This window comes from Vreelandella neptunia (assembly GCF_000712975.1).
Classification (GTDB): Bacteria; Pseudomonadota; Gammaproteobacteria; order Pseudomonadales; family Halomonadaceae; genus Vreelandella; species Vreelandella qaidamensis.
In genome coordinates, this window is the sequence record NZ_JHQL01000002.1 from 366,913 (window position 1) to 384,024 (window position 17,112).

Genomic DNA, 17,112 nt, shown 5'->3' on the forward strand with positions numbered 1-17,112 from the left:
TTAAAACTCTTCCCAGGCGTCTTCACTACTTTTGACCGGAGCCTTCTGAGACGAAAGCGTGGGACGTTTGAGTGCCTGGAGGTCACTTGGAGAACTCGCCGGTTGGGGTTGATGCGGCTGATTGGACAGCTGCCGCGTTGACGAGGCCTGTGGATCATCGCCACCAAGCACGAAGGAGTTGATCAACTCGTTAAGGTGTTCGGCATGGCGACGCATATCAGCAGCAGCGGCGGTAGACTCTTGTACCATGGCAGCGTTTTGCTGAGTCATGGTGTCCATTTCCGCAACGGCAGTGTTGATCTGGCCAATACCGCTACTCTGCTCCTTGGCGCCCGCACTAATCTCGCCGATCACATCGGTCACTTTGGAAACGCTTTCAACAATGTCACGCATGGTAGCGCCAGCGTTACGCACAAGCTCGGCACCAGCGTGGGTGTGCTTAACAGAGCTATCAATCAGCGTGCGAATCTCTTTTGATGCATCGCTTGAACGACTGGCAAGTGTGCGTACTTCTTGCGCAACTACCGCGAAGCCACGGCCATGCTCACCTGCCCGCGCAGCTTCCACCGACGCATTCAGAGCCAAAATATTGGTTTGGAAGGCAATCGCATCGATCATCGTGATGATATCGCTAATGCGCGCCGCTGAATCATTGATGTCGTGCATCGTCCGCTCAACCTGACCCATGGCTTCTTCACCCTGGTGGGCCACTTCAGCGGTGGACTGAACCAGCTGATTAGCTTGCTGGGCGTTATCCGCACTGTGGTTTACGGTCGAGGTGATCTCTTCCATAGAGGCCGACGTTTCTTGCAGATTAGCGGCAGCCTGTTCGGTACGGGTAGCCAGCTCTTCTGAACTATGGGACATCTCGCCTGCCGAGTGGTAAACACTGACAGTGCTACGACGCACGTCACGCAGGGTGTCCTGCATTCGTTCAACAAAGGCGTTGAACTGCACCGCAAGGTTACCCACTTCATCATTGCTTTCTACCGCTAGGCGGCGGGTAAGGTCACCACGGCCCTGAGCAATATCGTGCATGGCGCTAGCGGTGCGCTTAATCGGTCCTACGGTGCGGCGCACAAAACCAAATGCGAGCAGTGCTACTATCACAAATAAGACAGCACCCAACAAAATCGCAAACAGAATAGATTGGCGTAAACTGGCAGTAGCGGTAGCTTCCAGCTCGGCAACCGTCACATCAACATCAGTGACATAAACACCAGCACCAATCATCCAGCCCCACTTTTCTAAACTCTCTACATACGAATGCTTAGGCTCAATCTCACGAGTACTTGGGTACTCCCATACGTAGCTATGGAAACCGCCGCCATTTTTAGCTACTTGAAGGATATCGCGAATAAGGTAGCTACCATCCGGCGTTCTTACGTCCATCATGTTGGTCCCTTCGCGCTCTGGCGCAGGGGCTGTCACAATGTTGTTGCCCTCGAAATCATAGATAAAAACGTAGTTATTACCTTCAAAGCGCATCGCGCGCACCAGCTCTGCTACCTGCTGTTTGGCTTCCTCATCGTTGGCACCTGCCCGTTCATAAATAGGCGAGATAGCGGTTGTCGCTACTTGCACAATGTCACGCACCGCGTGGCGGCGCTCTTCAATCAGCAGCTCGCGCTGGTTTGCCAACGTATCGCGGGTGTTTTGAGTACGCTCATAGGCGTTAAACGCAACTAATCCCACGGTCACCATAAAAAGAGGCAGCAGAACAAGAGTGAGCACTTTAGCTTGTAAGCTAAGGCTTCGTTTTTTCGTAGTCGAAGGAGCAGTGGCCATTCAGGTTTCTCTGTAGGTCGTAGGAAAAATTTTAGTAATATTGTGCAGTTACTATCGACCTAACAAGGATTAACTTTAGCCAATTATTGTTCTTTTTTTAGGGTGCTCAGATTGACAGACTGACGTTTATGGCCTGCTTATCCAGATAGAAACCTCTTCAAAAGGTAGAAGCTCAGCATCTGTGCCTTTTTCATGTTGCGTAACGGCACCTCGCCCAAACTTACCCAATTGAAACATATGCTTATCTGACTAGCTGTGATTTAGTTTTCAAGCTAAACCAGAAGACAGCCAGCGCCCTTCACTGCCTCATTATCGGTTAAGCCACGGACATCCATGCAAGTGCCGCATAGCAGTACCTACCCCAACAACACATCGAGAAGCGGAGTTGAATGTGTCCCGGCTACATCGGATACACCCACTTTTTGTTTCTTAACAGTTAAGAAACGCTCAAACTCGTTATTTCATAACCTACGTTAAGGTTATCTTTCGGCTATCCGTTCACTGTAGGTGGGTGGTGGCCAGGGACGGCCCGTTTTTAGCAAGCAGCTAGCCACCTCAGTTTTGCCTGCACTGCCCCTATTAACTAGTGGGGCAGTGCAGTAACCACCTTTTCAATGCTTATGCCGTCGCCACCTGGGGCCGACGTTCATCCAACATGCCTTTATCAAGAATAAAACGGATGATCTCCTCAAGCCCAACACCATCGTAGAGATTGGTAAACACAAAGGGGCGTTCGCCGCGCATTTTCTTCGAATCCCGCTCCATTACCTCCAACGAAGCATGCACCTGCTCGGCAATATCGATTTTGTTGATAATCAACAGATCTGACTTGGTAATGCCTGGCCCGCCTTTACGGGGAATTTTATCGCCTGCGGAAACGTCAATCACGTACAGCGTGAGATCGGAAAGCTCAGGACTGAAGGTGGCCGATAGGTTATCGCCACCAGACTCTACCAGCACCAGTTCTAGTTTTGGGTGGCGGGCGTGTAGCTCATCGATGGCCGCCAAGTTCATCGAAGCGTCTTCGCGGATGGCGGTATGCGGGCAGCCGCCGGTTTCCACACCCAGGATGCGGTCAGCGGCCAGTGCGTTGTGTTTGAGCAGAAAGTCAGCGTCTTCACGAGTGTAGATGTCGTTGGTCACGACGGCGATATCGTAATAATCGCGGAGTGCCGAACAGAGCTGCTTGAGCAGTGCGGTTTTACCGGACCCCACTGGCCCACCCACGCCTACACGTAAACAGTGCGTCATTATTTTCTCCTAATAGATAAACGTTTAACTTCTAAACAAGCGTGAATATTGCGTTTCGTGCAGAGCGCTTGCCAGCGCCACGCCGGGCAGTATCGGGCCAAGATCGTCATCGTCGAGCAATAGTGCTTGGTCGACAGCGGCCACCAGTTCACCGCGCAGCTGTTCAATAACGCGCTGAGCGGCGGTATGGCCTAGGGGCAGTGCTTTGCAGGCTACTGCCAGTTGGTTTTCCAGCCACGCCCAGCCAAACCCTAACAGCGCCTGACGCGGGGGCACGCCACGCATATGGGCAGCATAGCTAAATAGCGTCACGTAGCCTGCCTGGGTAGGTAATAAAGGCGGCAGAAAGTCTTCACTTTGCTCATCCTGGCGGGGCAGTAAGTCCAGGCTGCCTAACAGGCGCTTAAGTGAAGCACCCAGGCGGCTATCCTCAGCCGCTAGTTCAGCGGTTTCGCGGGTGGCTGCCAACCACTCGTCCCACTGGGCTATTGCATCGCTGTCCTGCTGCTCAAAGGCGGTGTACAAGCGCGCGATCAGCGGCAGTTCACAGCGGGTTAGGCCATCTTCCAATACGCCAGAAAGCCACTCAGAAAGGCTTTTTTCATCACTTACCCAGCCTAGCTCAAAGGCACTTTCTAACCCTTGGGAAAACGCAAAGGCACCGATGGGCAGCGCGGGGCTGACCAGTTGCATTAGCCCTAGCAGGGCTAAGTCATGGTTTTCTGGTAAGGCACGTTCAGTGGGCATGATGATGCCCATGCGTGTGTGAATGATCATGCGGATGCTCATGGTCGTGGGAGTGCCCATGACCATGAGAATGCCCGTGAGAATGCCCGCCGCCACCTACTTGGTTATAGGCGCCAGGTTCTGGGTCGAAGGTGGCGTTGTGATGCTCAAGCTCAGCCCCCAGTAATTCCGCCAGCTCTTCTAGCACATGGTCGGGGGGGAAACGCACCCAGCCGCCCTTCTCGTCTTCGCCCAGCGCTAACTGTACATGGCGATTGCCAAGATGATATGCCAGCCGTGCAAGGGGTAAGCCGGTGCTAACTCGCGCGGTCACCACCGGCTCGATGGCAGCGCGTATGCGCACCACCTCGCCACTTTCAGCTTTTAAGCCTTCGCCATCGCGCAGCACCGGGCCACGGTCTAGAAACAGGCCCAACACTTGGCCGCTGTCGCTGTCCGCTTTTAAACGCCCGCGGATGCGCAGTTCAAAAGGCAGTGTCAGCGTGTCGCTGGCAGCGCGCTCTTCCACCGGCCCTAAACGTTCTATCAATTTCAGCATCTCTACCGTCCTTTCGCTATCTATGAGGCTGTGCCGGGGGTAGGCCTACGAGAGGGCGCTGTGAATACATCCCTGTACGCTACTTTTGCAATCCATGGCAAAAGACCCTCTCTTCGACCTCCCCCGTCACCTCTACCTAAATGAAATAGCCCCAATTAAAACAAATGATAACGCTGGGCTAGCGGCAGTTCGGTGGCGGGCTCGCAGGTGAGTAACTCGCCATCGCAGCGCACTTCATAGGTTTGTGGGTCAACGGTGAGCTCTGGGCAGGCGTCGTTGAGTTTCATATCTTTTTTACGCACGCCGCGCACGTTCTTGCATGCCGCCAACGTGCTATGCAGGCCCAGGCGCTCTTTAACCCCCGCATCAATGGCAGCTTGGCTAACAAAATGTAGCCGGGTTTGGCTAGCGGCCTTTCCAAACGCCCCAAACATAAAGCGATAATGCACTGGCTGGGGCGTGGGAATAGACGCATTGGGGTCGCCCATGGGCGCTGCCGCAATCATGCCGCCTTTAATGATCAGCGAGGGCTTTACACCGAAGAATGCAGGCTTCCAGAGCACTAAATCCGCCAGCTTGCCAACTTCGATAGAACCTACCTCATGGGCAATGCCGTGGGTAATGGCAGGATTAATGGTGTATTTGGCGATATAACGCTTGGCGCGCAGGTTATCCGCGCCCAACGCTTCATCTTCGGGCAATAAACCGCGCTGCACCTTCATTTTATGGGCTGTTTGCCAGGTACGGCAGACCACTTCGCCCACTCGCCCCATGGCTTGGGAGTCCGAGGCAATCATCGAGATCACGCCCAAGTCGTGAAGAATATCTTCGGCGGCGATCGTTTCACGGCGAATACGTGAGTCGGCAAAGGCCACATCTTCAGGAATGTTGGGGTCTAAGTGGTGGCAGACCATCAACATATCCAGGTGTTCGTCGATGGTGTTAACCGTATAAGGCCGCGTCGGATTAGTGGAAGACGGCAGCACGTACTCTTTTGAGCAGGCGGTCAGGATATCCGGCGCGTGACCGCCGCCTGCCCCTTCCGTGTGGTAGGTGTGAATACCGCGCTCTTTAAACGCCGCCAGGGTGTCTTCCACAAAGCCGGATTCATTGAGCGTGTCGGTGTGGATCGCGATCTGCACATCGTACTTTTCTGCCACGCTGAGGCAGTTATCAATGGAAGCAGGCGTGGTGCCCCAGTCTTCGTGGAGCTTTAGCCCCATGGCACCCGCTTCCAGCTGCGCTTCTAATGCCTCTGGCAGGCTGGCATTGCCTTTGCCTAACAGACCAATATTCATCGGCAGGTCGTCCACCGCTTGCAGCATTTTGCCAATATGCCACGCGCCAGGCGTGCAGGTTGTCGCATTAGAGCCCGTTGCGGGGCCAGTGCCGCCGCCCAACATAGTGGTTACGCCGCTCATCAGCGCTTCTTCTACCTGTTGGGGGCAAATAAAGTGAATATGCGCGTCAATACCGCCAGCGGTGAGAATCTTGCCTTCGCCTGAGATAATTTCAGTGCCGGGGCCAATCACTATATCCACATCCGGCTGAGTGTCGGGATTACCTGCCTTGCCAATCGCCGCGATGCGTCCGCTTTGCAGGCCAACATCGGCTTTCACAATGCCCCACCAGTCTAAAATCAGCGCATTGGTAATCACCGTATCCATCACCGTGTGATCAACACGCTGGCTTTGCCCCATGCCATCGCGGATAACCTTACCGCCGCCGAACTTCACCTCGTCGCCGTAGTGGGTAGCGTCTTTCTCTACCTCGATCCACAGCTCGGTATCGCCCAGGCGCACTCGGTCGCCCACGGTGGGGCCGTACATATCGGCGTAAGCTTGCCGACTGATTTTGTTAACCGGTTTCATTGCTTACCTCCATCGAGCGCACCCATCACATCGCCACGGAAGCCGTAAATTTCGCGCTTACCGACGAAGGGAATTAGCGTGACCTCGCGGGTCTGGCCAGGCTCAAAGCGAATCGCGGTGCCCGCTGCCACGTCTAAGCGAAAGCCACGGGCTTTGCTACGATCAAACACCAGTGCGGGGTTGGCTTCAGCGAAGTGGTAGTGAGAGCCGATCTGAATGGGGCGGTCACCGGTATTGGCCACTTCGACGCTAATCCGCTCGCGACCCACGCATAGCTCAATATCACCGTCTTTTAACTGGTACTGTCCTGGAATCATTGGGCCGGAAATCATGGCAGCCTCCTGGTTGCTGACGACTAGTTGATTGGCGTGTGAACGGTCACAAGCTTGGTGCCATCCGGAAAGGTGGCTTCTACCTGCACCTCATCCACCATTTCCGCCACGCCATCCATCACGTCGTCACGGCTAAGGATTTCACGGCCGTAGCTCATTAAATCGGCGACACTTCTGCCGTCACGGGCACCTTCAATGATTTCAAAGCTGATCAGCGCGACGGCTTCGGGGTAGTTAAGCTTTAGGCCGCGCGCTTTGCGGCGTTCGGCAAGCTGGGCAGCAGAAAACAGCAGCAGCTTGTCTTTGTCTCGTGGGGTCAGTTCCATAGCGTATGTCTCCAGCGGTGCATCAAATTAGGTTAACCAAATGCGCGGCGTGTGGGCGGCACGTGAGATCCAGCGCGGGCGTAATAAGTGCCAAGCCTGTTCACACAGCGCCCAAGCTTCATTCCGGGAGTTTCCTAGGTAACGTAATAACAGTACGCCCTGGCGAACGGTGACCGCCCAACGCGGGTTGTCCGGCAGCGCTTCGCGTAGTTCGTCAATTGCGGCACCGGCATCTTCTAAGCCAACTGCCCACAGCGTGGCTTGCACCGTGGCGCCCCCCTGCCCCCAGCGCCCGTTAAAACGCGGATGAGCAGGGTCTAAGGGCTGGCGTTCAAGCCACAGCGGTTTGCCGTCCAGGGTTAAACGAAAGTGCTGTTCAATACGGCCGGTTACATAGGGAAGTTCACTGGCGGGGCGGCCCAACGCCATGATCTCCCAGCCCAGGCAGCGGGCGCTGCCATGCAACGCAATGTGCGTTCGCTGAGTACCTTTGGAGCCATCAAAGGCGATCGTTTCTTGAGGAAGCCACTCAAGGATGCCGCCATCTTCCACGTTCAGTTCGGTATCTTGGTTCCAGGCGACGCCTTGGCTATCAGCTTTATATAGTTTGTTGGCTGCAGGCGTGGTGAGCAGCGCATGTGCGTCACGCTCGATATGGGCACGGATCGTCAGTGCGTCACCACTGACCAAGCCACCAGGCGGGTGCAGCACATAGACATGGCAGGCCTCTGTGCTGCCTTCGGGGTAAAACGGGCGTTGCACTCTCAGTGGCCCTTGGTGGCGCGCCTGCACCAACCGAGTGATGCCATTGCGGTTAGCAAAACGCAGCGCCAGCGATGCCGCCCAGAGGCGCTCTTCGTCAAAGCGGTGACCTGAGCCAGCAGCAGGTGTCGCGAGTTCACACAGCATCATGGGCGCATTTACTTCCTGTTAATAAGCATTTCATTTTCAAATGCAAGGAATGCGCCAAAATGGTGAAAAATGTGAATACGCTGCTAAAGCGCCCGTATAAGGTGAAAATAGGCAATCTAACGATGCCTATTGCGCACCAAAAAGTATCAAAAAAAGGCCAGTCGCACCGAAATGGATCATCTACGCGTTTTTAACCACTACCCGATCACGTCCACCGCGCTTTGCTTGGTAAAGCGCTTGGTCAGCGCGCTGAATAGCTCGCTGATAATCAGGGTGGCCATCGTGGAGTGTTACGCCAACGCTGACGGTCACATTAAGCAGCGTATCGGCGGTGGCTAGCATAGGTTCTTTAGCGACTGCCCGTCGTAGACGCTCGGCAAATAGTCGGCTGCCATCCTGGTCGGTATCCACCAATACAATCAAAAACTCTTCGCCGCCCATACGAAAAACATAATCACCGCCACGAGTAGAACGATCGAGAATACTCGCTACCTGCTGCAATACATTGTCGCCGGCGTCATGGCCATGGGTATCGTTAATCGACTTAAAGTGGTCAATATCTACCATCAGCAGGGCAAAGCGTTTTTCCGAATGGCGGGCAATTTCAATTTCCCGTCCCAGCACCACTGAAAGAAACTTACGATTCAACAGTCGCGTCAGGCTGTCGCGTCCTGCTTCTAGCCCTGAAGCGCGCTCTAGCACGTCGTCTAGCAGCATAAGAATAGTGCGTGCTGCATCGCGAATATCACTTAGGGCTGTGAGCCGTTGGCCCATGTCATTCTGATCAAGTGCAGCCAGCCACTCATGATCTACTTGGCGAATATGGCGCGAAATCGTGGCGATTTCTGGCGAGCCTTCAAAGGCATGGCAGGCTTTGTGAAAATACCACAGACCAAACTCTGACTTGGAAAGCTTGGGTAGCATTGCGGTTTCCTGTTGCGCGGCAACAGCAAACATCAGCGCATTTTCCCAGTTTAATAACGCCGAGCGCTGACGCTCGCGTTCGTCTCCAATATTCTGGGTAAGGGAAAACAGCTTGTACGCTTCTTCGGTGCGCGCATTGCGATCATTGGCGACGGAGTAGGCGTGGCTCATGATTTCCATGGCCATATCGATATGATCCGAGACGTAGACACAGGCTACCCCTGGCGACAGTGGCGCGGTAACCGTGGCATTAATATGTTGGTAAAACGCCTGCTTTAGCTGCCTTGCTCCGTTCAGCACTAGGTTAACGGGAATATCAACGCGGGCATGCACTTGCCCCACTTTCTCCTGTTGTTCTACCAAGGCATTAAAGTCGACATGCTCAACGGCAAACATGGCCTTCAGCCAACGCCGCATGGAGGGATTTAAACGCTCCCTTACTTGGTCATTGGAGAGAAAAAGCGACGCGTGAGGGTCTTCTAACATTACCCCATAGAAATGGTCCGCAAAGCGGTCGCAGTGGTACTCTACCAAGGTTTCCACTGCTTGGCGCAACACTAGTGGCGTGCGCTCTAAAAGCACTTGCCATTCGGCAGCGAGCTGATGTTTATCTTTATAGCGCATTGCGCACCCAATTATTATTACGAAAACAAGCCATATTACACGCAAAATAATAGAGCCAATACGCACACAGCTCAGAGTTTTTAATAATAAACTCACCACTTTAAGTTAATTAAAGGGCGAGCAACAGGCTGTGGATAACTTAAACGGTCAAATGCTGCTTTATCAGTTCGTTGGAAAGCTCTGAGATATCGCCTTTAGCAACTGGTCGGCCGCGATCCATAATCACAAAGCGGTCGGCATATTTGCGGGCAAAAGGCAGCTTCTGCTCCACCAAAAGTACCGTTAAACCATCTTCCTTGATCAGTTGGCGAATGACCTGACCGATTTGCGCCACAATATTGGGCTGAATACCTTCCCCTGGCTCATCTAAAATCAGCAGCTTGGGCTCGATGACCAGCGCACGACCAATGGCTAGCTGCTGCTGTTGCCCGCCTGATAAGTCACCACCACGGCGATGCTTCATCTCTTTTAGAACAGGAAACAGTTCATAGATACGCTCAGGGATTTTTTTTAGCCCATCACTGCGCGCTGCAAGGCCGGTGCGTAAATTCTCTTCCACCGTGAGCAGCGGAAAAATCTGCCGCCCCTGAGGCACAAAACCAATTCCCAGGCGGGAGCGAGCTTCAATGGCTTTTTTGGTCAGCTCAATGTCGCTGCCCTCTCCCTGATAGCGTAGTTGACCGCTTTTTACGGCTACTTCACCCATAATAGCTTTCATCAAGGTGGTCTTACCCACCCCGTTGCGGCCCATCACACAGGTACACTGGCCGGCAGGCACATCGAGGTCTAAATCCCACAAGGTGTGGCTTTCCCCGTAAAACTGGTTGAGCTTTTCAATTGCCAGCATCAGGCAACCTCCTCGTCGTCTGCACCCAAATACACCTCAACCACGTTGGGGTCGCTTGAAACCTGATCCATACTGCCCTCTGCCAGTACGCTGCCTTGGTGCAACACGGTCACTTTACGGGCAATAGAACGTACAAAGCCCATATCATGCTCTACCACGACCACCGACTGCTTACCCGCAAGGCCCGTCAACAGCTCTGCGGTACGCTCCATCTCCTGTTCCGTCATCCCGGCTACGGGTTCATCTACCAGCAGCAGACGCGGGCGCTGCATTAACAGCATGCCAATTTCCAGCCACTGCTTTTGGCCGTGGGAAAGAATCCCTGCTGGCTGGTAGCGCAGCTCGGTCAGGCCAATCGTTTCAAGTACCTCATTGATACGGTCTTTAATTTCACCAGTCATGCGAGCAGTTAGCGTGGGGAAAATACGCTTGTCAGCGGCCATCGCCAACTCCAGGTTTTCAAACACGCTCAGCGCTTCAAATACCGTGGGCTTTTGGAACTTACGACCAATCCCCAAGCTGGCGATATCCGGTTCACTCATTTGCAGTAGATTATGACGGCTACCAAACCACACGCTGCCTTCGTTGGGGCGTGTTTTACCAGTAATGATATCCATCATGGTCGTTTTACCGGCCCCGTTAGGGCCGATAATGCAACGCAGTTCACCATCATCAATGGTCAGGTTTAAGTTGTTGATTGCCTTGAAGCCATCGAAGCTCACCGAGACATCTTCCATATACAGAATCGGGCCATGACGCACATCTACCGGTGAGGCCTGAGGGGCCATAAAATCAAACACCCGATCCCGCGTGGTTAGCGATTGCAGCAAGCTCATGCGGTAGCCTCCTTCGGCAAGGTCTCGGATTTTTTGCGGTGTTTTAGGTGCAGCAACAACCCCGCCACGCCTTTAGGTAGAAACACGGTGACCAAGACAAACAGCGCGCCTAGGGCAAACAGCCACGCATCAGGCATTACACCCGTAAAAATCGTTTTGGCATAGTTGACTAAGATCGCACCGATAACCGCCCCATAAAGCGTGGCACGGCCACCCAGTGCCACCCACAGCACAATTTCAATCGAGAAAATCGGCGAGAACTCACTGGGGTTGATAATCCCTACCTGAGGAACATAAAGCGCGCCAGCCAAGCCTGCCAGCATGGCGGAAACTACGAATACAAATAGCTGGAAGCGTTCGACCCGATAGCCAATAAACCGCGTGCGGGCTTCGGCGTCACGGGTTGCCACACACACCCGGCCTAATTTACTGGTAACAATCGCTCGGCACAGGATATAACCCAGTGCCAATGCAACGCCGGTGGCAATAAATAGACCTAAGCGAGTGTCGTTGCTGCGGAGGTTGAAGCCCAGCAGCTCGCGAAAATCGGTTAAACCGTTGTTGCCACCAAAGCCCATCTCATTGCGGAAGAACGCCAGCATCAGGGCAAAGGTCAGCGCCTGGGTAATAATCGATAGATACACCCCAGTGACCCGCGATCGAAAGGCCAAAAAACCGAATACCAAGGCCAATAACCCAGGGGCTAACAGCACCATAGCAAACGCAAACCAGGCCATATCAAAGCCAAGCCAGTACCACGGCAGGCTGTCCCAACTGAGAAACACCATAAAATCCGGTAGTACCGGGTCGCCATATGTACCGCGGTCACCGATCTGGCGCATCAGGTACATGCCCATGGCATAACCGCCAATGGCAAAAAACGCCCCGTGGCCCAGGCTCAGAATGCCTAAATAGCCCCATACCAAATCCACCGCCACTGCCAGTAGCGCATAGCTTAAGTACTTGCCGAACAGGTTCACGGTGTAAGCATTGACATGTAGCGGGTGACCTTGAGGTACTGCGAGATGCAGTACTGTCACGATCAACAGGGCGGCAAACAGCACGCCAAGAAAGATCTGCGTGGCTCGCTCACTAAACGGGCGAGTTAGCCAAAACTGGCTTGAAGATGATTGCGTCATCATAGGTTAGCCCTCCGCAGCCCGGCCCTTCTGCGGGAAGAGTCCACGCGGGCGTTTTTGAATAAACAGAATGATGAACACCAGGACAATAATCTTGGCCAGCACCGCACCTGCCCAGGGCTCCAGCACTTGGTTAATAATGCCCAGGGAAAGCCCCGCCACCAAGGTGCCCCAAAGATTACCCACGCCACCGAAAACAACGACCATGAAGGAATCAATAATGTAGTTCTGGCCCAGGTTGGGGCCAACATTGGTCAGCTGTGATAACGCAACGCCTGCCAAGCCTGCGACGCCAGACCCTAACGCGAAGGTCATAATATCGACCCGGGTGGCACGGATACCCATAGAGCGTGCCATGGCACGATTTTGGGTCACCGCGCGCACTTCAAGCCCTAGGCGCGTGCGGCGCATAATCAACATCAGCGCGGCAAACACCACTAGTGCAAACCCGAGTACAAACATACGGTTAAGGGTCAGCGACAGTGCATCGTTAATCACTAAGGAGCCGCTCATCCACTCTGGCGTTATGACCGTACGGTTTAGCGGTGAAATCACCGTTCGCACCAGCTGCTGTAAAATCAGGCTAATACCGAACGTCGCCAGCAACGTTTCCAACGGGCGCCCCTTCAGGAATTGAATGACACCCCGCTCAATGGCAATGCCCACAAGCGCGGCCACTAAAAAGCCTGCAGGAATCGATAGAATTAGCGCCAATCCAGGCTGGCCGGGCAACAGTTGCTGCATCATCCAAGTGGTATAAGCGCCCAGCATGATCAGCTCGCCGTGGGCCATATTAATGACCCCCATCACACCAAAGGTAATGGCCAGGCCAATCGCTGCTAACACCAGTACCGAGCCAAGCGAAAGACCGAAATAGAGCGTTTCCAGACCACGATTAATTTTCAGCTGCTGTTCGATACCTGCCAACGCCCCAGCAGCGGCGTTGGCTATCACCGGATCGTCACTATTCGCTGCGCGACTTAGCGCCACGCGGGCGCGTGGGTGAAGGCTACCCGTAAGCGCGTCTATACCGGCCATCTCTCCCTGTTCGGTACGATAAATTGCCACTGCTTGAGTTAAGCGAGTACGCACGTACTCATCATCAGCTTCAGCAATCAGTGGCGCTAGCGCTTCGGCCAGTTCGCCGTCTACTTCACCAAGTAAGCGGTCAGCGGAAGTGCGGCGGCGCTCTACATCGGGTGAATACAGATCAACCACGGCAATAGCGCTGCGTAGCTGGTTGCGCAAATTGTTATTAATTCCGATACGATCCAGATCGCGACGAGACATCTCGCCAAGCGGCTCGTTAGTTAACGCATCGGCCACCGGCCAGTCGCGGCCACGGTTATCGAGCACCACAACAAAACGACCGTCGTCAGTGCGCTGTAAGCGGCCATCTAGCAACGCCTGCAGCCAGTCACGAGCGCGTTCGTCGTCGCTTTGTACAATTGCGGTAATCGCCTCACCCTTTGCAGGAAAGGAGCGTACATCCAGCGCTTCAAGTAGCTCAAGCGCAGCGGCATCGTCAGCATCAACAACAGCGCTTGTTTGTGCCTGGGCGGTGACTGTGATGCTTAACAACAGCAGGCACAGCAACCCGAAGGAAAGGAAACGCCTCATGGGGTTCTTCCTTTGGTTATATTAGAAACAGTGATCTAAAAAAGGGAGGTAGCGTGCTCCCCCACCACTCAACGTTTAGCCAAGCAGCGAGGGATCTTCTTTTACTCAGCGAGGGCCGCTTCGGCTTCTTCTGCTGCGGTGCTACCACCACACGAGCCGTTCACCACGTTGAAGTTGCCGCACTCCATGGGTTTGCGCCAATCGGCAATCAAATCACGAGAGCCAGGTAAGTAGTCAGACCACGCATCGCCCGCCACCGTAGAAGGCGTTTGCCAGACGATATCGAACTGGCCGTTGTCTTGAACTTCACCAATCAGTACTGGCTTGGTGATGTGATGGTTGGGCATCATCGCCGCATAGCCGCCGGACAGGTTAGGTACGGTGACGCCGATAATCGCGTCTTTCACCGCATCCACGTCGGTAGTTCCTGCTTTACGCACCGCTTCGGCCCACATGTTGAAACCAATGTAGTGCGCTTCCATGGGGTCATTGGTGACCGCTTCTTCGTCGCCGGTGTATTCAATCCATGCGTCGATAAAGTCATAGTTAGCGTCGGTATCCACACTCATAAAGTAGTTCCACGCCGCTAAGTGGCCGACCAGTGGGGCCGTATCGATACCGGAAAGCTCCTGCTCACCCACCGAGAAGGCAATGACCGGAATATCAGCGGCATCAATGCCTTGGTTGGCAAGTTCGCGATAGAACGGAACGTTGGCATCACCGTTAATGGTTGAGATCACCGCTGTTGGTTTACCCTCTTCACCGAAGCGGCGCAGTTCCGCCACGATGTTCTGCCAATCGGAGTGGCCAAACGGCGTGTAGTTGACCATGATGTCTTCTTCAGACACACCATGCTCATCTTTCAAGAACGCTTCTAAAATACGGTTGGTGGTACGTGGATAAACGTAGTCGGTACCTATCAGCGCAAAACGTTCAATGCCCACTTGATTGATCAGGTATTCCACCGCAGGAATGGCCTGTTGGTTTGGCGCAGCACCGGTATAGAAGACGTTTTCAGAGGACTCTTCACCTTCATACTGCACCGGGTAGAACAGCAGGCCGTTAAGTTCTTCCACTACCGGCAGTACCGCCTTACGGGAAACGGAGGTCCAGTTACCAAAGATGACGTCGACCTCTTCTTGCGCTAGAAGCTCTCTAGCGCGTTCAGCAAATAGCGGCCAGTTAGAGGCTGGATCAACAACAACCGCTTCAAGCTGGCGTCCAAGGAGGCCACCCGCTTCATTCTGCTGCTCAATGAGCATTTCAACGGTATCTTTCAGAGCTGACTCACTAATCGCCATGGTGCCTGAAAGCGAGTGGAGAATACCGACCTTGATCGGATCGTCATCTTGAGCGATAGCCTGGGCACTGGCACCCATGACAGCGGCGGCAATTAAGGCAGTGGCGAAACGGCCAACGATACGAGGGTGTGTCTTGCGCTGCAATGTGGTCACTTGAACCTCCTTGCGCCCCTATGGCGGGGCTCGTTATTTGAGCTTCGCGGCCAAGGACTCCCGTTATGTAACGTGGGTACGGCCATTACGGGGCTTGGTGCATCCACTAGCTCCTAGCTTTTGCAAGGTTTGCGCCACACTACAAAAAGAAACATTAAAAAAAATAAAATCAAACGGTTAGCTTTAAAAAAAGCAGCCCAATCTACAGGCATCGCACTATCGTGGCGCGCCAATATTCAAAAAATGCACGCTGTTTATGCACCACAACGGCACCTCGCACCAATAAAGCGCCTTCCGTCTCACGCGCCTATTTATTTCACCCATTTTTTTCATAAAAAAAGCGCCCTAGGAAACCCTAGGGCGCTTTACACGCATGTCAGTGTTCTATTCAGCGGTATTCAAACGCTTAGTGCGGCGCTTTTTCAGCAGTGGCAAACCAAGCGACAGCACAGCGATAACCAGCAACGATAGGGAAATCGGCTTGTCGATAAAGGTCATCCAATCACCACCGGAGATCTGTAACGCGCGACGCATGGACTCTTCCATGATGTTGCCTAAAATTAATGCCAGAATCAGCGGCGCGGCGGGGAAACCGAACAAGCGCATCCCTAGGCCAACCAAGCCAAAACCAAGCAGCAGCAATAAGTCGAATACGCTGAAGCTCATGCCGTAAACACCGATCATGCAGAAGATCAAAATCAGTGACAGCAGCAACGGCTTGGGCAGATCGAGAATTTTGGCGATCAACGGAATCAACGGTAGGTTAAGCACCAGCAAGAAGATATTGCCAATGTACATACTGGCGACCACGCCCCAGAACACATCCGGGCGCTGTTCGAGCATCATCGGGCCAGGATTAACCCCCATCACCAGCAGTGCGCCAAGCAGTACAGCGGTGGTGCCTGAACCCGGCACACCCAAGGTTAACAGCGGTACAAACGAACCGGTACACGCCGCATTATTCGCCGCTTCCGGGGCAGCAACGCCTTTGATGTTGCCTTTACCAAACGTATCCCCGTCTTTGGCAATGCGTTTTTCCATGCTGTAACCCAGAAACGAGCCAATGGTCGCCCCGGCACCCGGCAGTACGCCAGTAAAGAAGCCCAGTACTGAACTGCGGCTAACCGGACCAGCAATCTGCTTCACTTCACTGCGGGTCAACTTCAACGAACCAATGGCATTACGAGGCGCTTCTTTACCACCGCCACCGCGCAGTAGCATGTAAAACACTTCGGCTAACGCGAAGATACCCAGCGCGACGACCAGAAAGTCGACTCCGTCGAGCAGGTGAATAGAGCCAAAGGTAAAGCGCTCGGTGCCGGTTTGCATATCAATCCCGATGATCGAGATCATTACCCCAATCACAGCCGCAATTAACCCTTTGACCAGCGACTTATCGGATAACGACACAACCGCCGTTAGCCCCAGTACCATCAGTGCGAAGTATTCAGCAGGGCCAAAGCTCACCGCCACTTTGGAGAGCAGTGGCGCAATCAACATCAAGAAAACAACCGAGATGGTACCGCCAACGAAGGAGGAGTAAGCGGCAATCGCCAGCGCCTTACCTGCCAACCCTTGCTTGGCCATCGGATAGCCGTCAAACGAGGTGGCTACCGTTCCTGCTACACCAGGGGCGTTAAGCAAAATAGACGAGGTGGAGCCGCCAAAAATAGCACCGTAATACACCCCGGCCATCAAAATCAGTCCTGAAGAAGGCTCCATAGCGAAGGTAATTGGAATCATCAGCGCCAGCGCGCTAATCGGCCCAAGGCCGGGCAACATGCCGATAATAGTGCCAGCAAAAACGCCGGCAAAGACGTAAGCGATATTGATAGGCTCAAGCGCGATGCCAAAGCCATACATTAGATTGTTAAAGGCATCCATGGGAGTGTCTCTCTTTTAA

At 53.8% G+C, this 17,112-nt stretch carries 15 protein-coding genes; all 15 read right to left on the reverse strand.

Annotated elements, in window-relative coordinates:
- On the reverse strand, window positions 1-1,788 hold the full coding sequence (locus CR46_RS0106365) for a methyl-accepting chemotaxis protein (protein ID WP_030071037.1): 1,788 nt from the start codon (window positions 1,786-1,788) through the stop codon (window positions 1-3).
- A 618-nt stretch (window positions 1,789-2,406) separates the two neighbouring features.
- Window positions 2,407-3,039, reverse strand: coding sequence for an urease accessory protein UreG (ureG, locus tag CR46_RS0106370; protein WP_030071039.1), 633 nt, complete (start codon window positions 3,037-3,039; stop codon window positions 2,407-2,409).
- Between the two features lie 24 nt (window positions 3,040-3,063).
- Window positions 3,064-3,786, reverse strand: a complete 723-nt coding sequence (locus CR46_RS0106375) for an urease accessory protein UreF (RefSeq protein ID WP_030071042.1) — start codon at window positions 3,784-3,786, stop codon at window positions 3,064-3,066.
- Complete coding sequence (ureE, locus tag CR46_RS0106380; RefSeq protein ID WP_030071043.1) at window positions 3,776-4,324, reverse strand: urease accessory protein UreE; 549 nt, start codon at window positions 4,322-4,324, stop codon at window positions 3,776-3,778. Before ureE ends, CR46_RS0106375 begins: the two co-directional genes overlap by 11 nt.
- A 155-nt stretch (window positions 4,325-4,479) precedes the next feature.
- On the reverse strand, window positions 4,480-6,195 hold the full coding sequence (gene ureC / locus CR46_RS0106385) for an urease subunit alpha (protein WP_030071046.1): 1,716 nt from the start codon (window positions 6,193-6,195) through the stop codon (window positions 4,480-4,482).
- The gene (locus CR46_RS0106390) at window positions 6,192-6,512 is read right to left on the reverse strand and encodes an urease subunit beta (RefSeq protein ID WP_030071048.1); all 321 of its coding nucleotides are present in this window, start codon (window positions 6,510-6,512) and stop codon (window positions 6,192-6,194) included. The genes ureC and CR46_RS0106390 overlap by 4 nt, the downstream gene beginning before the upstream one ends.
- Window positions 6,513-6,550: 38 nt before the next feature.
- A complete protein-coding gene (locus CR46_RS0106395) occupies window positions 6,551-6,853 on the reverse strand; it encodes an urease subunit gamma (protein ID WP_009723133.1) in 303 nt (100 codons plus the stop codon).
- A gap of 27 nt (window positions 6,854-6,880) precedes the next feature.
- Window positions 6,881-7,765, reverse strand: a complete 885-nt coding sequence (locus CR46_RS0106400) for an urease accessory protein UreD (protein ID WP_030071050.1) — start codon at window positions 7,763-7,765, stop codon at window positions 6,881-6,883.
- A gap of 180 nt (window positions 7,766-7,945) precedes the next feature.
- The gene (locus CR46_RS0106410; RefSeq protein ID WP_030071052.1) at window positions 7,946-9,313 is read right to left on the reverse strand and encodes a diguanylate cyclase; all 1,368 of its coding nucleotides are present in this window, start codon (window positions 9,311-9,313) and stop codon (window positions 7,946-7,948) included.
- Window positions 9,314-9,452: 139 nt separating this feature from the next.
- Window positions 9,453-10,160, reverse strand: coding sequence for an urea ABC transporter ATP-binding subunit UrtE (gene urtE, locus CR46_RS0106415; RefSeq protein WP_030071054.1), 708 nt, complete (start codon window positions 10,158-10,160; stop codon window positions 9,453-9,455).
- On the reverse strand, window positions 10,160-10,996 hold the full coding sequence (gene urtD / locus CR46_RS0106420) for an urea ABC transporter ATP-binding protein UrtD (protein ID WP_030071056.1): 837 nt from the start codon (window positions 10,994-10,996) through the stop codon (window positions 10,160-10,162). The genes urtE and urtD overlap by 1 nt, the downstream gene beginning before the upstream one ends.
- Window positions 10,993-12,138 (reverse strand): urea ABC transporter permease subunit UrtC, encoded by a 1,146-nt coding sequence (urtC, locus tag CR46_RS0106425; RefSeq protein ID WP_030071058.1) that lies wholly within the window; start codon window positions 12,136-12,138, stop codon window positions 10,993-10,995. The genes urtD and urtC overlap by 4 nt, the downstream gene beginning before the upstream one ends.
- A 3-nt stretch (window positions 12,139-12,141) precedes the next feature.
- Window positions 12,142-13,755 carry an urea ABC transporter permease subunit UrtB gene (gene urtB, locus CR46_RS0106430; RefSeq protein ID WP_030071060.1) on the reverse strand — a complete coding sequence of 538 codons (1,614 nt, stop codon included), beginning with the start codon at window positions 13,753-13,755 and terminating at the stop codon, window positions 12,142-12,144.
- A gap of 101 nt (window positions 13,756-13,856) precedes the next feature.
- The gene (gene urtA / locus CR46_RS0106435; RefSeq protein WP_030071062.1) at window positions 13,857-15,209 is read right to left on the reverse strand and encodes an urea ABC transporter substrate-binding protein; all 1,353 of its coding nucleotides are present in this window, start codon (window positions 15,207-15,209) and stop codon (window positions 13,857-13,859) included.
- Window positions 15,210-15,593: 384 nt separating this feature from the next.
- On the reverse strand, window positions 15,594-17,093 hold the full coding sequence (locus CR46_RS0106445; protein WP_030071064.1) for a tripartite tricarboxylate transporter permease: 1,500 nt from the start codon (window positions 17,091-17,093) through the stop codon (window positions 15,594-15,596).
- Between the last annotated feature and the right edge of the window lie 19 nt (window positions 17,094-17,112).

Coding starts and splice junctions, on each gene's coding strand:
- CR46_RS0106365 (WP_030071037.1), bottom strand. CDS start 1,788: ATGGCCACTGCTCCTTCGACTACGAAAAAACGAAGCCTTAGCTTACAA.
- ureG (WP_030071039.1), bottom strand. CDS start 3,039: ATGACGCACTGTTTACGTGTAGGCGTGGGTGGGCCAGTGGGGTCCGGT.
- CR46_RS0106375 (WP_030071042.1), bottom strand. CDS start 3,786: ATGCCCACTGAACGTGCCTTACCAGAAAACCATGACTTAGCCCTGCTA.
- ureE (WP_030071043.1), bottom strand. CDS start 4,324: ATGCTGAAATTGATAGAACGTTTAGGGCCGGTGGAAGAGCGCGCTGCC.
- ureC (WP_030071046.1), bottom strand. CDS start 6,195: ATGAAACCGGTTAACAAAATCAGTCGGCAAGCTTACGCCGATATGTAC.
- CR46_RS0106390 (WP_030071048.1), bottom strand. CDS start 6,512: ATGATTCCAGGACAGTACCAGTTAAAAGACGGTGATATTGAGCTATGC.
- CR46_RS0106395 (WP_009723133.1), bottom strand. CDS start 6,853: ATGGAACTGACCCCACGAGACAAAGACAAGCTGCTGCTGTTTTCTGCT.
- CR46_RS0106400 (WP_030071050.1), bottom strand. CDS start 7,765: ATGATGCTGTGTGAACTCGCGACACCTGCTGCTGGCTCAGGTCACCGC.
- CR46_RS0106410 (WP_030071052.1), bottom strand. CDS start 9,313: ATGCGCTATAAAGATAAACATCAGCTCGCTGCCGAATGGCAAGTGCTT.
- urtE (WP_030071054.1), bottom strand. CDS start 10,160: ATGCTGGCAATTGAAAAGCTCAACCAGTTTTACGGGGAAAGCCACACC.
- urtD (WP_030071056.1), bottom strand. CDS start 10,996: ATGAGCTTGCTGCAATCGCTAACCACGCGGGATCGGGTGTTTGATTTT.
- urtC (WP_030071058.1), bottom strand. CDS start 12,138: ATGATGACGCAATCATCTTCAAGCCAGTTTTGGCTAACTCGCCCGTTT.
- urtB (WP_030071060.1), bottom strand. CDS start 13,755: ATGAGGCGTTTCCTTTCCTTCGGGTTGCTGTGCCTGCTGTTGTTAAGC.
- CR46_RS0106445 (WP_030071064.1), bottom strand. CDS start 17,093: ATGGATGCCTTTAACAATCTAATGTATGGCTTTGGCATCGCGCTTGAG.